The organism is Streptomyces sp. Ncost-T10-10d (assembly GCF_900091955.1).
Lineage (GTDB): Bacteria > Actinomycetota > Actinomycetes > Streptomycetales > Streptomycetaceae > Streptomyces.
In genome coordinates this window covers 35933-52279 of the sequence record NZ_FMDF01000224.1, presented here as the reverse complement: position 1 = coordinate 52279, position 16347 = coordinate 35933, and the positions used below count along the sequence as shown (strand labels likewise).

Annotated in this window: 17 protein-coding genes and 1 pseudogene; 8 read left to right on the top strand and 10 right to left on the bottom strand. The window is 69.4% G+C overall.

From position 1 onward, the window contains the following. Window positions 1-347 precede the first annotated feature (347 nt). The 3 genes from GA0115254_RS45035 to GA0115254_RS39945 all read left to right on the top strand — a co-directional run bounded on the left by GA0115254_RS45035 (window position 348) and on the right by GA0115254_RS39945 (window position 2397). Window positions 348-503 (top strand): hypothetical protein, encoded by a 156-nt coding sequence (locus GA0115254_RS45035; RefSeq protein ID WP_176740483.1) that lies wholly within the window; start codon window positions 348-350, stop codon window positions 501-503. Window positions 504-540: 37 nt separating this feature from the next. After that, complete coding sequence (locus GA0115254_RS39950; RefSeq protein WP_256103020.1) at window positions 541-1074, top strand: NUDIX domain-containing protein; 534 nt, start codon at window positions 541-543, stop codon at window positions 1072-1074. Window positions 1075-1458: 384 nt separating this feature from the next. Further along, entirely contained in the window at window positions 1459-2397 is a 939-nt protein-coding gene (locus tag GA0115254_RS39945) for a TauD/TfdA family dioxygenase (protein WP_093900159.1), read from the top strand. A 40-nt stretch (window positions 2398-2437) separates the two neighbouring features. Here GA0115254_RS39945 and GA0115254_RS39940 read toward each other — a convergent pair. Further along, window positions 2438-2725: pseudogene (locus GA0115254_RS39940) on the bottom strand (glycosyltransferase family 2 protein); the annotation flags it as partial. On the opposite strand from GA0115254_RS39940, the gene GA0115254_RS39935 reads away from it, so the two are divergent. After that, window positions 2669-3931, top strand: a complete 1263-nt coding sequence (locus GA0115254_RS39935; protein ID WP_256103028.1) for a nucleotide sugar dehydrogenase — start codon at window positions 2669-2671, stop codon at window positions 3929-3931. The pseudogene GA0115254_RS39940 and the gene GA0115254_RS39935 sit on opposite strands and share 57 nt — an antisense overlap. 293 nt (window positions 3932-4224) lie before the next feature. Here the strand turns inward: GA0115254_RS39935 and GA0115254_RS39930 are convergent, their stop codons facing one another. The 6 genes from GA0115254_RS39930 to GA0115254_RS39905 form a co-directional block, all read right to left on the bottom strand. Continuing rightward, on the bottom strand, window positions 4225-5013 hold the full coding sequence (locus tag GA0115254_RS39930) for a hypothetical protein (protein WP_093900158.1): 789 nt from the start codon (window positions 5011-5013) through the stop codon (window positions 4225-4227). After that, a complete protein-coding gene (locus GA0115254_RS39925; protein WP_176740482.1) occupies window positions 5010-5639 on the bottom strand; it encodes an RNA polymerase sigma factor in 630 nt (209 codons plus the stop codon). Before GA0115254_RS39925 ends, GA0115254_RS39930 begins: the two co-directional genes overlap by 4 nt. Window positions 5640-5759: 120 nt before the next feature. Beyond that, window positions 5760-6158: a hypothetical protein gene (locus GA0115254_RS39920; RefSeq protein ID WP_093900157.1), complete on the bottom strand. Its 399-nt coding sequence runs from the start codon at window positions 6156-6158 to the stop codon at window positions 5760-5762. A gap of 980 nt (window positions 6159-7138) precedes the next feature. After that, on the bottom strand, window positions 7139-7984 hold the full coding sequence (locus GA0115254_RS39915; RefSeq protein ID WP_256103019.1) for a hypothetical protein: 846 nt from the start codon (window positions 7982-7984) through the stop codon (window positions 7139-7141). A 306-nt stretch (window positions 7985-8290) separates the two neighbouring features. Further along, a complete protein-coding gene (locus tag GA0115254_RS39910; protein ID WP_093900155.1) occupies window positions 8291-8686 on the bottom strand; it encodes a cupin domain-containing protein in 396 nt (131 codons plus the stop codon). Then, window positions 8683-10131: an MFS transporter gene (locus GA0115254_RS39905; protein WP_093900154.1), complete on the bottom strand. Its 1449-nt coding sequence runs from the start codon at window positions 10129-10131 to the stop codon at window positions 8683-8685. The genes GA0115254_RS39910 and GA0115254_RS39905 overlap by 4 nt, the downstream gene beginning before the upstream one ends. A gap of 58 nt (window positions 10132-10189) precedes the next feature. On the opposite strand from GA0115254_RS39905, the gene GA0115254_RS39900 reads away from it, so the two are divergent. Beyond that, a complete protein-coding gene (locus tag GA0115254_RS39900; RefSeq protein WP_093900153.1) occupies window positions 10190-10858 on the top strand; it encodes a TetR/AcrR family transcriptional regulator in 669 nt (222 codons plus the stop codon). Between the two features lie 335 nt (window positions 10859-11193). Here the strand turns inward: GA0115254_RS39900 and GA0115254_RS39895 are convergent, their stop codons facing one another. The 3 genes from GA0115254_RS39895 to GA0115254_RS39885 form a co-directional block, all read right to left on the bottom strand. Continuing rightward, window positions 11194-11781 (bottom strand): hypothetical protein, encoded by a 588-nt coding sequence (locus GA0115254_RS39895; protein ID WP_093900152.1) that lies wholly within the window; start codon window positions 11779-11781, stop codon window positions 11194-11196. A gap of 117 nt (window positions 11782-11898) precedes the next feature. Continuing rightward, window positions 11899-12624, bottom strand: coding sequence for a DUF4328 domain-containing protein (locus tag GA0115254_RS39890; protein WP_256103018.1), 726 nt, complete (start codon window positions 12622-12624; stop codon window positions 11899-11901). 214 nt (window positions 12625-12838) lie between these two features. After that, window positions 12839-14443, bottom strand: coding sequence for a beta-N-acetylhexosaminidase (locus GA0115254_RS39885; RefSeq protein WP_093900150.1), 1605 nt, complete (start codon window positions 14441-14443; stop codon window positions 12839-12841). A gap of 297 nt (window positions 14444-14740) precedes the next feature. Between GA0115254_RS39885 and GA0115254_RS39880 the strand changes: the two genes are divergently transcribed. From GA0115254_RS39880 to GA0115254_RS39870, 3 genes are all read left to right on the top strand, one after another. Beyond that, a complete protein-coding gene (locus GA0115254_RS39880) occupies window positions 14741-15271 on the top strand; it encodes a 2-oxo-4-hydroxy-4-carboxy-5-ureidoimidazoline decarboxylase (RefSeq protein WP_093900149.1) in 531 nt (176 codons plus the stop codon). A gap of 208 nt (window positions 15272-15479) precedes the next feature. Further along, the gene (gene sdhC, locus GA0115254_RS39875; RefSeq protein WP_093900148.1) at window positions 15480-15860 is read left to right on the top strand and encodes a succinate dehydrogenase, cytochrome b556 subunit; all 381 of its coding nucleotides are present in this window, start codon (window positions 15480-15482) and stop codon (window positions 15858-15860) included. A 5-nt stretch (window positions 15861-15865) separates the two neighbouring features. Beyond that, window positions 15866-16342 carry a succinate dehydrogenase hydrophobic membrane anchor subunit gene (locus tag GA0115254_RS39870; RefSeq protein WP_093900147.1) on the top strand — a complete coding sequence of 159 codons (477 nt, stop codon included), beginning with the start codon at window positions 15866-15868 and terminating at the stop codon, window positions 16340-16342. The last annotated feature ends 5 nt before the right edge of the window (window positions 16343-16347 follow it).

Sequence of the window (16347 nt, the reverse complement as noted above, 5' to 3'; positions counted from 1 at the left end):
GGTCGTGACGAGCTTCCCTTTGGAGTATCACCAACTGCACCCCGAATATGGGCTGTTCCAGGGCCTGACGGCGAGAAGTCAGCTCGAAGTCCTCCCAGCGACTCCAGTGTCAAAGACGCCCACTCAGATGTCGGCCGCAAGTCGTGGAGAAGTCATTCCGCCGCTCCGATGCTTTACCTCACACCGAATCGGAACGTGGCGATGGAGGTGCAGACGGTGGTCAAGCTTCGCCGCTTGAGTCAGGAGCGGCCTTCGCGGAGTCCGCCGACGTCTCCTCCCTCCTGGCGGGCCCGCTGCCGACCGCGCCACCCGCACGCGAACCGCTCCGCGGAAAGGGGGCCGACCGAATGAACCTGACGATCAGGATCTCCCGGGACGGCGGCAAGACCTTCGGCATCCAGGAGACGTACCGGACGGACAAGACGAAGCCGCCCCCCTTTTTGGTGACTTCCGTGTGGCCGCCGTGCCAGTGCCCCGGCTGCAAGGAGAAGCGCTCGAAGTGATGTGGCACCGAGAGAATTGGAGTGGACCACCGTGGCGGTGAGAGACAGCGACATCGTCAAGACGCTCAGCAGCTACATGCACGAACGCCCCGGTGAACGCACGGCGCTCATGCCGCTGTACGACGCGCTGCGGGACCACGCTGGCGGCCGCTCGTGCAGTCGCGGCGTCAGGTGCCCGATGATCACGGCAGGAGCGATCGTCGTCGATGAGCAGAACCGCGTACTGGCCCTGCGGAACGAGACGCGCTGGGCGCTGGCGGAGGGCCTGCCGGAGGACGGCGACGACTCCCTCGACGAAGTGGCACTCCGCGTGCTGCGCGAGGAGGCCGGGTTCCATGGCGTGTGGACCATGCCGGGCGTCGAGGGGCCCATCCTGATCGATGCCCGGCATGCGGCCCCTGAATTCGGCCCTCGCCTGCGCGTCGGGTTCCGCTTCCTCTTCCGTGCCCACTCGGAGGCCCTCTTGCCGACGGTGATCGAAGCCGGGCGAGCGGGCTGGGTGGCATCCACCGAGATCGGCATCCCCGACGTCGCTGAGCGTGTCGAGCAGTACCTCGGGGTGCTGACGTGAAGCACCACTCCGGACAGATCGCCTATGTAGTGGCCCTGGCCGCACTCATGGCAGCGCTCTACTTCGGAATTTTCAGCAGCGGATAGGGACCAAGGACTACGGCAGACCTCGGGAGGCGGCAAAGCCGCCGTCCCTGATGCCCTGCCCAGTGCCTGAAAGCTGCTGGCCGGATTCGCCGCTCTGCGCCCCCAGCGAGCGTACCCAGACTCCACCCTCCGCAGGCGACCCGCCTGCCCGTGCCTGCCGAGGGTGGACGCCCAGCCTGGCGTCACCTCTGGTCCCCCGCCAGAGGTCGCGCCCGGCTGGGCCACCACATGACTGACAGCGGGCCGAACAACGCTTCGCCCAGCCGGGCGAAGTGCATCCGCAGAAAGGAACGTCACAGTGCCGGAGACCGCGAAAACGGACGCCTTCATCGACCTGCCGAGAGAGCTGGAAGAAGACCTGATCAAGATCGGAAGCACGCTTCCTGCTTGGAGCGTGGAGGGCACGTTCCTGGCGGAGTCCACAATCGAGCAGTACCGGGCCGCGCTGGACTCGGCTCCGCTGTTCGATGAATTCAGGGGTTCCCTCCTTTCCACCCTGGGCGGAATGAGGGGCGGATACGCCGTCGTGCGACTGCGAAACATCTCTGAGGCGCTGGGGTTCGGGGACCCGTTCCTGCGCTTGGCGACGGCGATTCTCGCCGAAGTGGCGATCCCGTTTCAGCCCTTCCAGCGGTGGCCGCTGTGGAAGGAGCTCGGGACCAACCTCAACGCCAATCCCGGCATGTCCACCGGCGTGGGCTACAACGCGTTCCACATGGACTTGGTCAACGTGAGCCGGCCGCCGGACTACACGACGCTTCTGTGTGTCCGGCCCGACCCGCTCGGTGCCGGTGCGAGCATCCTCTCCGACGCCCGCGCGGCCGTATCGCGCTTAACGCCGTCAAGCCGTGCCCGCCTCGCCGACGTGGCGTACCACTACGGCTCGTTCTTCGAGCTGTCCGACGTCGGCGAGGAGTACAAGCCGTTCCCCATCCTGGACGGCGAACCCGCAGACCGCGGGTTCGTGCGGTTCACCGCCAAGATGCTCGCCGAGGCCGGACTCGACCTCGACGAGGAACACACCTACGCCGCCAGGGAACTTGCGGACGAAATGGTGGCCGGTCAGGTCTCCTTCACCCTTCAGCGCGGCGACTTCCTGATCGTGAACCAGCACCACTGGGTGCACGGCCGCGAACCGCTCGCCGCCGGTCAGCACGACGTTGCGCCCGAGGACCGGCGTCTTCTGCTCCAGCTGTTCCTGCGTGGCAGGGGCGCCGCGGAACCGGCCGCCTCGTAGGTCGTGCGGGCGGGCGTCTGGCCGGGTCCCGCCGAGGGTCCTAGATCCGCGAGTTGCGCAGCGACTGCCACGCAGCGCCGGCCAGCGCCCGCATCGACCGGGGGACCGACAGCCCCTCGTGCTCGCGGTACAGCTCCCAGTTGTACCTGACCAGGGACAACTTGTTGGAGGACAGCGATCCCGCCCGGTGGGATCTGTACACGGCAAGCGGCTCGGGCAGCCCCCGGGCGTCAGCGCCGTCGCGCATGATCGACAGCCACAGGGCGTAATCCTGTCGCTTCCGCATCTCCGGCATCAGTCGCGTGCCGAGGACGGTGCGGTCGTACACGAGCGCCGGATCAAGCGGTTAGCGGTCGGCGAGTCATACGTGGAGGACATTCCCGCCAAGCGGCTGCAACCGCTCCTGGACAGCGGGGCATTCGTGCCCTCGGCAGAGGCCGGGGACATGTCCGGCTTCGACATCGCGATCATCACCGTGCCCACTCCGCTCCGGGACGGGGCACCCGACCTCTCGTACATCGAGTCGTCGGCCCGGCTGCTTGCGCAGCACCTGCGCCCCGGAGCCACCGTAGTGCTGGAGTCAACCACCTACCCGGGCACCACCGAGGAACTGCTCGCCCCGCTGCTGGAAGAGGGCTCTGGCCTGAGGGTGGGCGAGGACTTCCACCTCGGCTACAGCCCCGAGCGGATCGACCCGGGCAACCCGCGGTGGAGACTCGAGAACACCCCGAAGGTGGTCTCCGGCACCACGGCCGAGGGCCTGGCGGTGGTGGACGGCTTCTACGGGCAACTGGTCGGGCGCACGGTGCCGGTCTCCTCCTGCAAGGAGGCCGAACTGACCAAGCTGCTGGAGAACACCTTCCGGCACGTGAACATCGCCCTGGTCAACGAGCTCGCCATGTTCGCGCATGACCTCGGCATCGACGTCTGGGAGGCGATTGACGCCGCCACCACCAAGCCGTTCGGCTTCCTGCGCTTCACCCCTGGACCGGGGGTCGGCGGCCACTGCCTACCGATCGACCCCTCGTACCTGTCCTGGCGGGTCAAGCAGGCGCTCGGCCAGCCCTTCCGCTTCGTGGAGCTGGCCAACGATGTCAACAGCCACATGCCCGACCACGTGGTGCGCCGGCTCAGCGAGGCGCTCAACGAGCGGCAGCGCTCGGTGAAGGGCTCCCGGGTGCTCCTGCTCGGTCTCGCGTACAAGAAAAACACTGGCGACGCGCGGGAGACGCCGGCCGCGCGGGTCGTCGAACTGCTGGCCCGGATGGGCGCCGAGGTCCGGGCCGCCGATCCGCACGTGGTGGTTGGCGAGCCGATCATTCCGGGGCAGCGGGCGGCCGAGCGCGACCGACACGGCGACCCGTTCGCCGCCGTCCGTCGGGTCGAGGCGACGCCGGAGGAGCTGGCCACGGCCGACGCGGTGGTGCTGCTCGCCGACCACGACGAGTTCGACTACGGGGCGGTGGAGCTGCACGCCCGGTACGTGCTGGACTGCCGGAACCGACTGTCCGGCGCAAACGTCGATCTCCTGTAAGCGTCGGCGCTGGAATCCACCCCGGCCAGTCGGCACGTGACCAACGCATGACCAACAGCCGTCACGAGCAGCCGGAAACACTCGGAAAAGACCCGGACCCGGCAGCAAGCGAGGCCCCCGACCGGGCAATAAAACGCCTGGTCAGGGACCCTTTATGCCTCATTCGGACCGAGGGTGGCGGCCCCGGTCGTCCTCGTTCCCCCTCAGTTCTCTCTGTTCGGCCGGTCCGGGATCCCGCCCGGCGCCGTTCCCGGAGGGCGCCCCTCCAACCCGGTGACGGTCCGTTCGGCGATTCAGTCGACAGCGGTCCTGCCCTTGCCATTGCTCCCGCTCCCTTGAGACGGCGCGGGCCCGCCCTGCTTCCCTTCGGGCACGGCCTTCTTCTCCGCCTTCCCCTTCGCGTCACTGTTGCCCCGGGCCTTCTTCGACCCGCCCGGTGACGGCTGTCCGAGGAGCCCGTCGCAGTAGGCCGTCACCGCCGCCTCCGACGCACCGCCCGCGGCCGCCTCCAGCCGTGCGAAGGCGGCCGCGTCCCTGGCCTTCCCCCTGCCCCGGTCGCCGAGGTACACACGGCACAGCGCGACATCGCTCTGTGCCCGGCCGGGCAGGCCGGAAGGACGCACGTCACCCGGAGCGTTCGTGGCCTCCGGCGCCGTACCGTCGCTGTCCGGCTGCAGCGACTCCTCGCCGGAGGGACGCCCACCGGGTGTCGCGGGAGAGGTGCGCGGGGGACGTACGGATTCCGCCCCGTCGGGCTCACCGCCACCGAAAGGCGCCGGAATCGCCCCCGAACCCGCGGCCACCGCGACCCCGCCGAGCGTCGCCGCAGCCACGAAGCCGCCGAGCATCACCCGGAACGAGCGCGCACCGCGCCATCGTTTCGCCGGACGCCAGTCGTCACGTCGACGCCGCCACCGCACCACCGCAGCGTGCGCGCCCTCGTCCCGCGCGGCCACGAAGGCGGCGGTCGCGCGTTTCTCGTCGCCGGGTTCGAGCGCCCCGGTACGGCGCGCTGCCGCGAGCAGGGCGGCGAGTTCAGGTGTCTCCGGCGCTTCGGGCGGCCGCTGCGATTCGTCTCTCATTCTTCATTTCCCAGCGTCCGGCGCACCCTGTCTGTCACAGCACCTGCCGCACGGCCCGGGGACAACTGCCCCGCCAGCCTCTTGAGTCCGCGGTACGCGGACGTGCGGACCGCCCCCGCACGCTTGCCGAGCACGCGCGCCGCCGCAGGACCGTCCAGGCCGACGACCACCCGCAGGAGTACGGCCTCGGCCTGCTCGCGCGGCAGTGTACCGATGATCTCCAGGGCCGCTCGGGTGGAGAGCGTCTCCAAGGCCGCGGCGGCCGTGTCGTGGCCGCCGGGCAGCTGAAGCGCCTCCTGTTCGATCAAGGTGGCGCGGGGCCGCCGCTTCAGCTTCCTCAAGTGGTCGAGCGCACGGTGGCGGGCGATCATCGCGGTCCAGCCGCGGAACCCCGCTCCGTCACCGCGGAACCGCCCCAGATCGCGGGCTATCTCCAGCCAGGCGTCGGAGGTCACGTCCTCGGCGTCGTCGCCGACCAGTCCGCGTACGTAGCCGAGGAGGCCGGGCTGCACCATCCGGTACGCGACGGCGAAGGCGTCCTCGTCCCCCTGCTGGGCACGCTCGACGGCATCGCCGAGCTCGGCGTCGTACATCTGCCTGCGGCGCTGTTCCCCGCCCGTGCCCAACACACTTCCTTACTCAACGCCCGATCCGGCACCGGCCGCCGTGCCCGTTTCCTGCCGAGGCCCCACTCTCCTTCTGCGCCCGGACCCACAGAAACGTCACAGGTTCCCCGTACGCGCGAGCTACCCGCATACAGCCTTCTGCTGCGCTGTCCGTCCGTGCAGCAGCAGATACAGCCGCTGCACCGATTCCTCCGCGCCCGACTCGAAGCGGTTGACGACTTTGCCGAGCGGATTCCAGACCCGTCCGTCGGGCATCCGCACGCCCACCGCCTGCCGGAACAACTCCCGTTGTGCGGCGTCGAAGTCCACCCATGTCCCACCGGCCCTACGGACGATCACCTCGCCGGTGTACGCCCCGAGCCCCAGCAGAGTCCCTGCGACCCGGTTCCGTTGCGGCTGGTCCCGCCGCAGACCGTCGACGACCAGATCGACGAGACGGAGACTGGCGACCGAGTAGTCCAGGGGGAGCCGATTGCGCGCCGTGAGCCGGGCGACGAACTCCGATGTGTAGGAGCGCATCACCGCCGCCTCGGGAAACGTTGTCCGCGCGTCCCCGCCCATGATTCACCCTGCCCTTCGCCGTGCCGGCGATCACCGACACTGACCCAGCGCTCAGGGACCCGGGAACATCACGCGAAAGGCCCTGTGTTCGTTCTCACGGCCCGCAACAGGAAGAATCACTTCCGCCTGCACAACCATTGCCCCGTCTCGAACGTCTCCGACGCCCCACCTGTTTCGGTTGAAGTCGATGACGAGCGACTTGGCCTGCCGGGTGGGGTGGTTGATGAGGCGTTCGCTTCCGGGAACCACTCGGTGAGGCGGACAAGGACGAGCCCCCGGGCGACACGCTCACGGACCCCGACCCGACGTCGGCGGCGACAGAGTCCTGATCGTCCTGCCCGCAAGCGGAAGCCGGAAAGAGCGGGAATATCGCGCGGAGGGCGCCATGGGCACGCGAAGCCCTTCGGGAACTGGACAGCACGAAATAGTCCTCCGGAGTGTGGTTGCGGCACACCCGACGGCGGCGCGGAGAAATCGGGCCGGTCACACATCGGCCCGGCAGCCGATTACGAGCGTGCGCACCTTTCGGAGAAGACCATGGCAGAGGACGGCAATTCGCCCGCCCCTCAGGCCGCGTGTGAGTTCTTCTCGGCGTCGACAGGTCGCGCTCAAGGCGCCGATCTATGCTCCCGGAGGGGATCGGGTGGACTGCCACTGCGGTCGGGGCCGTAGGCGGAAGGGGCCGTAATGCCGGCACTGAAACTGCTGTGAGTCCCGGCCGTTGGCGCCTTTCCGGATCCGTACCGGGCACGGACCGAAAAACGCGGCCACCCTGCGCAGCTCGGCCCCGGCTACGAACAGCCCGGGGCCGCCGCAGATCACCAGCCCCTACAACAGGGCGGGGCCCTCGCGCGGCCGTCCGGCCTTGCGGTCTTCGCTCTGGCCGGCGGCGTTGGCGCCCGGCAGCCGGCCTCCGACTGCTGGAACTGCGGACCAGGTCAGCGCACGTCGGCGGGAAGCTCGATCTTCCCGTTGAACGTGCCCTGGTTCTCCTGCTGTACGTCCTGCTCGAACGTGATGTCCTGTCCGCCGTAAGGGATCAGAAAGCCGAACTCGAAGCGGTGGCTCTTGACGCGGTACGTCGCCGCGTCCAGGACCAACACCTCCTCCAGGCCGGACAAGGTGAGCTGCGCGTCGCTCACGGGGATCCCGGCCGTGCGGAGCTGATCGGCAGTGGGGTCGAACTCCCGCGCCGCCTTCTTCACCCACGCACGGTCTTGGACGGCTGTCAGCTTCTGCTTGTCGCTGCCGACGCGCAGTTCGACCGTGCCGTCCACCGCGGTCAGCTTCACGTCGTCACCGGTGGCCTCCCGCGCGTACGCCCGGAACTCCTCGATGGCCGCGACCGGGTCCTCGACCTTGTTCCGCATCTCGGGATCGGAAGCGGACGCGTCCTTCCACGGTGCGCCCCCCTTCTTGAGGTACGCCGTGCCGTCGACGACGTAGATCTCCTCGTTCTCCTTGGCCCCCTTGCTGCTGGTACTGACGCCCTGAGAGTGCAGAGCCTCCGGCGCCATGCCACGCCGGACCGTGGCCCGGTAGGACGCAGCACTCTCCTGGCCTCGCATCGTCAGCCCTTCCTGCCCCTTCACGGAGAACGTCCACGCGCTTTCCTCCGCCATCGCCTTCTCGGCGAGGTCGAGGAAGTCCTCCGGCGACTCGGGCACGGAAGCGGCGGAAGGCTTCGGCGACTCCTTCGTCTCCGGGCTCTTCGAAACAGCCGGCTCCGACTGCCCGTCCTCAGTGCCGCAAGCGGCGAGCGAGAGCGACAGAAGGAGAAGCAACGCAACACACCTGAAACGAATTCGCACGTACCCATTCCTTCATCACGACCACCGAGCCTGCACGGCGGGCGGACTGTACAGCACCATTCACCTTGCGATCACACCCACGGACATCCCTTCCGAATCGGCCTGAATCCAGGCCGGCTGGGATGGGCGATGACGAACAGGCAGGCATCCGGCGACCTGCAACTTCAAGATGGACAAAGCTCATTGGGCTCCGGGCTCCCAGCTCGGCCCCAGGGGCAAAGCAGCTGACTGGCGAGGCTTGTGGTGGCCCGGCAACGCATCTGCCGGGCCACCTTCCGATCAATGGGTGTCGGTGCGCTTTTCGAGGCGGGTGCCGTTGCGAAGGGTGATCGACATCAGGTCGCTGGCGGTGTCCAGCTCCAGGCGGTGCCAGCGACCGCGGGGGACGATCACGGCGGTGCCTGCCCGCAGTTGCACCATGTCCTCGGCGCCGCCGGGCCTGTCTGAACGGAAGTAGAGGCGGACACCGCCGGTCAGGCAGCACACCGCTTCCTCGGCCTGCGGGTGCATCTCCCAGTGGTCGGCGTGCACGTCAGCGTCGGTCTCCACGTGGAACGTGGCGATCTGCCAGGCGCCGGAGTCGCTGCTCGTCATCTGCCGTTCGACGGCTCGGACGTCGCCGTCGGGGTGGAAGTGCAGCGCCGAGGCGAACAGGTCGATGGGGATCGTCGTCATGATGGTGTTCCTTCCAGTCGGTTGTCTGCGGGGGCGGCGGGCCGCACGTCAGGTGTTTCGGCCCGGCCGCGAGGCAGCACGCCGATGGCCACGACCGCCGCGAGCACGAAGAGGGCGGCGGCGATGGCCAGGCCCAGGGCGTAGCCGTCGTTGAGCGCGGCGGGGTCGGTGGCCGTGCCGGTGTGGTGTGCGGCGATGGTGGCCAGGGCGGCCAGGCCGATGCAGCCGCCGAGTTGGCGCGAGCTGTTGAAGAGGCCGGAGGCCATGCCGGCCTCGCGGGGGGTGACGCCGGTGGTCGCGGCGGCGGCGGCCGGGGCCAGGACCAGTCCAGTACCGACGCTGGTGACGAGGGACGGGCCGAGTACGTCGGTGAGGAAGCCGCCGCGTGGGCTGATGAGCGCGAACCAGGCCAGGCCCGCGGCGGCCAGCAGGGCGCCGGGCACCAGGGACACACGGGGGGTGCGTGACGCGGTGATGCGGGTCGCGGCGACGGTGCCTGCGACCAGGCCCAGGGAGAAGGGCAGGAATGCGGTGCCGGTCGCTGCGGCGCCCATGCCCAGGACCTGCTGCATGTACAGGGACACGAAGTAGAACGCCGTGAACTGCCCGGCCGCGGCCAGGAACACCAGCACGTTCGCGCCGGCGACCCAACGGCTGCTCAGGAGGCCAAGGCGCAGCAGGGGTGCGGTGACTCGTGACTCGGCGAAGACGAAGGCGGTCAGCAGCACGGCTGCGGCGGCGAGGGTCGCCCACGTGATCGGGGAGCCCCAGCCGAGGGTGTCGGTGCGGACGATACCGAGCACCAGTAACCCGATTCCGCCCGTCGCCAGAACGGCGCCCAGCGCGTCCAGCCTCTCGCGCCGGGCGGGCCGTGCTCCGGCGGGCACACCTGCGGGAACCAGCGCGAGAGCCGCCGCCACGATGGGCAAGTTGATCAGCATGACCCAGCGCCAACCCGCATATTCGGTCAGCAGTCCGCCCGCCAGCACGCCCAGCGCGCCGCCTGCGGCGTTCACCGCGCTCCACACCCCGAGCGCGCGGACACGCCGAGGGCCTTCAGTGAAGGTGGTGGTGAGCATCGCCAGCGCGGCCGGCGCAGCTGCGGCGGCGCCCAGGCCTTGCCCGGCGCGGGCGGCGATCAGTTGCCAGGGTGCCTGGGCCAGTCCGCCCGCCAGCGAGCACAGCCCGAAAACGGCCAAGCCCAGCACGAAGAGTCGACGCTGGCCGTACAGATCGCAAGCGCGGCCACCCAGCAGCAGTAACCCGCCGAACGTGAGCGCGTAGAGGTGCGCGACCCACGGCAGGTCGAGCGGCGCGAATCCCAGCGCTGTGCGGATCGCGGGCAGTGCGACGTTGACCACCGACATGTCCAGGGCGAGGACGAACTGGGCGACGGCCGCTGCCGCCAGCACCACTCCGGGCCTCCCTCGGGAGTTTTTATACATGTAAGGAAAATAGCGCGAAGGGATCGCCGCTGTCGACAGCTGGGGGATGATGGGAGGCATGCCGCAGCCGTCCGCACCGCGCAAAACCCTCGGCCGACCTCCGCGTATCTCCCTCGAGGAGGTCGTCGAGACGGCCAGCCGGATCGTGACCGAGGAAGGCGTGAACCGGCTGACCATGCGGCGACTGGCCACAGAGATCGGCAGTACGCCGATGGCGCTTTACCACCATGTCCGCGACAAGGAGCAACTGCTCGTCCTGCTACTGGACGACTACGCCACGCGGACGCTGCGCCGACCCGAGCTGCCTGCCCACCCTCGCGAGCGGATCGTCGCCGCTGCCGCCGCGATCCACGAGGCGCTCGCCGCCTGCCCCTGGATCACCGAGGTGCTGACCGCCGACGACTTGATGTCCACGTCCGCACTGTGGTTTGTCGAGCAGATCATCGATGGCCTGGTCGAGTGCGGGCTGACTCCCGCGCAGGCCGTGCGCGGTTACCGCGCGATCTGGTACTACACCGCCGGAGAGATCATGGTCCGTGCGGCAGCGGCCCGGCGACGCGCAGACGATGACCGTGCGACCTACCGGGAGCGAGTCTTCACCGATCTCGACCCGGGCGAGCTTCCCCGCTTGGCACAGGTCGCGGACCGCTGGGCGTCGCTGACCGTTGAGGACACCTACCTGGACGGGCTTCGAGCCCTGGTGGACGGCCTCCTCACCACCCGCTGACGGGCCGCCGCCGATGAACGCGTCAACGTCCTGCGCCGCTGACATTCTGTCAACACGCCAGTGCCCGGCTCCTCTGTCGAGCATGGTCGCCTTGAGCTGGGTACGCAGCCGCCACTCCTCGCAGGTCTGGGTTCCGCCGGCCAGGGTGCGGGTCATGTGGGCCTCGATGGCGCGGACGGTGAGCCTACGGGGCGTCGGCGCTCGGTTCACCCACCGGGATCCGGATCGGACTGACCCTGGCCCCGTAGCACCCCGGCCGCTTGCGTCATACGCACACATACTGGAGCTCCTCGGCCTGACCTGGGGGGCTCCTGCCCTGTGCGGAGCCTTTCGGGTCAGGCCCGGCCGCGGGCCTGGCGCGACACCACCGCGCGCAGTACCCGACGGCCTTCGGTCGACAGGTCGAGCACCCGGCGCAGGGCGGCACCGCTGCCCACGGTGCCCGTGGTCTCCGCGAGGGTCTCCAGGATCTGGACCTGGCGACGCAGTTCACCGGCGAGAAGCGGACCGGTGCCTTCCGGGCCTTCGATGCGGCAGCGGTTCTGCAGTTCGGTGCGGTCCTCGGACTCTGCCTCGTCCCCGCCCTGGGCATCGAACCGGCAGTGGGTCTCCAGCGCGGCAAGCGAACAGGCATCCGCCCACTCCCGCAGCTCCGGCGCAGCCCGGTCCACGGGTGCCTCGCCCAGCAGCTTCCGGATCTGTGGCGCCGCCCCCTCCGTATCGGCCGCCGCATCCAGCGCCGCGCGCACCTCCGCGAGGCGGTCCGGCCACACGGAGCCGTCCGCACACCCCGCCCAGAGAGGGCGCAGTGGATCCGGATCGGCCCCGTCGGCGGGTTGCGGCAGGCAGCGGTCGAGGCAGGCGACCGCGCTTGCGGCCAGCCCGCGCTCGTCGGCGGCGGCGATCAGTTCCAGCAGGCTCATCGGCGTCTCCCGTCGGCCCGTCCCCGTGCGTGCACGCACGGGGACTCGGCGCTTCCCGTTACCGCGTTCAGCGCCGAATGGCTCAAAATCGTCACTGCGGAGGCCGAATCACATCTTTCAGTAGGTCTGGCCTGCCGCCGGCTGTCCGCCGAGCGGATACACGCCGAGGGCCGCCCGCTCCCCCTGCATCCGGGTCAGCTTCCGTACGAAGAGGATCGCGAGCACCGCGGCCACGATGTCGAACACGTCGGACACCATCACCAGCCCTGTCGCGTCGATGATCTCCTGCGTCTCCTCGGCCCTCATGTACTGACGGGACGTGACCCAGGAGAAGGCCAGTGAGCAGACCCACGCCCCCCACCACAGATTCATCGGGGTGGCCCGGACCGTGCGCCAGCTGCCGTCGGTGTTGGTCTGGGCACTCGCGGTCCAGATGCCGCCCGCGATCCGGCGCGGCAACACCAGGTTGGCGACCGGGACGAACCAGGCGCCGACCGCCCAGCCGGGCGACATCGGCTGCATGCTCGGGTCGAACACCTCGGCGTTCATCCGCACCCGCCGGAACCAGATGATGAAGACGACGGCGGTGGCCAGGGTCGTGATGGCCTGAAGCACACCGGCGGACCCGTACAGATTGTCCGCCAGGGTCGCCTCCGCTTCGTCGTACGTCGCGAAGTCGTTCTCCAGCCCGTCGCCGAGCAGCCTGCGGATGTTCTGCCCCGCTGCCACAGCCAGCAGGTCGGCTCCGGCGACGACGGCCAGCAGAATGACGACGGCCGTCGCGAGCCCGTCCGGCGAGCGCAGATACTGCTGCGGAGCGACGAAGGCCGGGACCGGCGGCACCGGGGCCGCCGCCCCGGCCGGTCCGGCACAGAGGAGACAGTGTCCGTCCGCGGTGACCGGCGGTCTGAGACGACAGGTGGAGCACAGCACGATGTGGAACCCCCCGGGATTCTGAGCCAGGAACGCAAGAACGCGCGCCTCCCCCCGGAGCGCGCGGCATGCGAACGTAACCCTTGCCCACCCCCCTGTCCACGGGGAATCCGGTCCGCCCCGCTCAGCCCACCCCGTCGATCCGCGCGGCCAGCGCCCGGAACTGATCCCAGCTCAGCGCCGGTTTGCCCGGGTCCCAAAGCTTCTGGGCCGTCGCCCGCAGCGGCATCCGGATGCCCTGCGCCACCTGCGCCGGGGTCTGCGCCAGCGGGAGGTCGCCCCAGACCGCGAACCGGCCGCCCAAGATCTGGCCGGAGTAGCGCGCCGGGACGGGCTGGGTGCCGCGCAGGACGAGCGGGGTCCACTGTTCGTAGATCCGCTTGCCCGTGGGGTAGACGAAGTTGTTGGGCTGACCGAGTACGTAATAGAGGAACTCGTCGTTGAGGTTCACCACGCGCCGCCCCTCGCGCAGATACTCCTCCGGCAACCGGGCGCCGTACTCCCTGCCCGTCCAGTACTCGACCTCGATGTCCTTGTCGGCATGGACGACTCCGTCGCGGAAGAAGCCGTCGTTCCATGCCTTGGGCTGCTTGCCGCGCGGCCGCACCACCGCCGCGCGATCGTTGAGCCAGCCGGTGGCGAGGTCCTTGATGCCGGCCTGCGGTCCGTATTTCTGCTGGGCGGCGCGTTGCAGCTGCGGGTACGAGGCGGCCGGGTCCTTCGCCATCAGGGCGCGGTACTCGTCGGCGCCGAGATGCCAGTACCGGCCGCCGAACAGCTCGGTGAACTCGCCGAGGAGTTCATCGATGAGCTTCGCCGCCCCCGGATCGGAGATGTCGAGCGATCCGGTCGAGCGCACACCCGACACATTGCGCAGCTGGAGGTCGGGGTGGGCGCGCAGAACCGCGCCCAGATGGCCGGGGGAGTCGAGTTCGGGGACGACCTGGATGTGCAACCGGCCCGCGAGGCCGAGGATCTGCCGCACCTCCGCCTTGGTGAGGTGCTGCGGCGAGACCACTTCGGGGTGGGTGTCGGACTGGATACGGAACGCCTGGTCGTCGGAGAAGTGCAGGCCGAGCTGGTTGAGCTTGAGGTCGGCCATCTCGCGCAGCCGGTCCTCGATCCAGGCGACGGTGTAGTACTTACGGGCGATGTCGAGGTTGAGGCCGCGCTGCGGCCGGTCGGGGCGGTCGCGTACCTCGCCCTCGGGCATGTCGCCGTCGGCGCGCACCGACTGTTTCAGGGTTCGGGTTCCGTAGAAGACACCGGCCTGGTCGGGGCCGCTGATCGTGACCCGTCCGTCGCGCGTGGTGAGGGTGTACGACTCCGGGGTGCCCTTGCCGGGAGTGAGGGCCAGCTCCACATCGCCCGCGCGGGCGGGGACGTCACCCCGGTAGTGGATCTTCAGTTCCTTGGCCAGCAGCTGCCCTTCGTCCGCGAGCGTCCCGCTGCCTGCGGCGATGACGACCCCGGCGGCCGGGCCGGGCCGCCAGCCGGGGCCGCGGGCGGCAATGTGCTCGCGTACGGCGGGGATGGTGCGGGGCGGAGTGGAGAGCGGGTAGCTCCGGGTCGGCGAGGGGGCCGCCGAGGCGCGCGAGGGAGTGCGGGACCCCGACTCCCCCGCGAGTCCGCTGTCGGAGCTTTCCGGCCAGACGACGACGGCGATCGTCGCGGCAGCCGCCGCGGTGAGGGCCGCACCGGCCACAAGAGCGCCGCGTGAGGGCGACATCGGTCAGAAACCTCCGGTATCGATGGGAAATAGAGCATAAGTCAGGAGATACCGGGCAATCTTCCTTAATTGTTGTCCATCAGACGTTCCGAAACTCTCCCGTCCGGGTGAAGTTCGCGCATCCGTCGGACGACCGTTGCCCGGCCTCGCTACCTTTGAGGCACATTCGTCTCTCCCTTCACCCTGCATCCGCCTGGTCTCACCCGTCCCGCCCCATTCCAGGTTCACAGATGCCGTTGATTCGAGGAGTCCACGCTGTCCAGGTCCAGCGAGTCCCACGCCGGCCTCCCGAAGCGACTGCGGCGACCGGCCACCCGGACGGCCGTACCCGCCCAGAACTCCGGACCGGCACAGGACCGGGCCGACACCCCGGAACTCGACCGCTTCAACACCGCACCGTCCGCCGAGGCCGAGGCCGCCCTGCTGGACTGCTTCGGCAGCCGGCGCTGGGCCGGGCGGGTGGCCGCCCACCGCCCGTACCCCGACCTGGACGCACTGCTGGCCGCCGCCGACGAGGCGGGCTACGACCTGCCCCCGCCGGATCTCGCCGAGGCACTCGCCGCCGAGGTCTCCCCCGGACTGCACCACGCCGCGCCGTACTCCGCCCATCTCGCGCTCCGGGCCGCACACGCGGCGTACGAGTGCCGCTTCGGCCATGTCTTCGTGATCTGCCTGGACGGATTCGAGCCCGCCGAACAGCCGGACCAGGTGCTCGCCGGAATCCGGGCCAGGCTGGCCCACGACCCCGACCAGGAGCGGGTGGTCACCGCGGACGAGATGCGGCGACTCGCCCGGGGCCGCATCATCGAGCTGGTATCGGGTTCATAACGGAACGGGGCCGGTCAGCCCTGCGGACCAGCACCCTCCTAGCCCGTCCGTGCCTGTTTGATTGCCACTTTGATCACACCAGAGGCCCCCGCGCGAACGAACCGACAAAGCGTCGCTACGATGGCCGGGGCCGGTGGACCGTACCCGGCCGGGTCAGACCGACAGTCAAGCCGGCCGGCCCCAATCCCCGCTCCCGGAGGGTTCTTCCGTGCCGGCTGGAACGCTGTACCGCGGCCGGGAAGGCATGTGGTCCTGGGTGGCTCATCGAGTCACCGGTGTCCTCATTTTCTTCTTCCTGTTCGTACACGTCCTGGACACCGCTCTCGTCCGCGTTTCCCCCGAGGCCTACGACGACGTCGTGGCCACGTACAAGACGCCGATCGTCGCGCTCCTCGAATACGGCCTGGTGGCCGCCATTCTCTTCCACGCGCTGAACGGTCTCCGCATCGTCGCCGTGGACTTCTGGGCCAAGGGCCCGCGCTACCAGAAGCAGATGCTCTGGTCCGTCGTGGGTGTCTGGGTCGTGCTGATGGTCGGGGCCCTGTACCCCGTCCTCGGCCACGCCGTACGCGAAGTCTTCGGGAGCTGAGGCCAATGTCCACCGAGTCCTCCGCCGCGATCGGCTCAGTCGAGGGCGTCCACCTCTACGACGTCGACCACCCGGCCCCGGTCATCGAGCCGCCGCGCAAGCGGACCGGCAAGACCCCCAAGGGTTCACGCACCAACTTCGAGATGTACGCCTGGCTCTTCATGCGCCTGTCGGGCATCGTCCTGGTCGTCCTGGTCCTGGGCCACCTGTTGATCCAGCTGGTGCTGGACGGTGGCGTCTCCAAGATCGGCTTCGCCTTCGTGGCGGGCCGCTGGGCCTCGCCGTTCTGGCAGGTCTGGGACCTGGCGATGCTGTGGCTGGCCATGCTGCACGGCGCCAACGGCCTCCGTACGGTCATCAACGACTACGCCGAACGGGACAACACCCGCTTCTGGCTGAAGATGCTGCTGTACACCGCCACGGTGTTCACCGTCCTGCTGGGCACGCTGGTGATCTTCACCTTCGACCCGAACATCCGCTAGGCGCC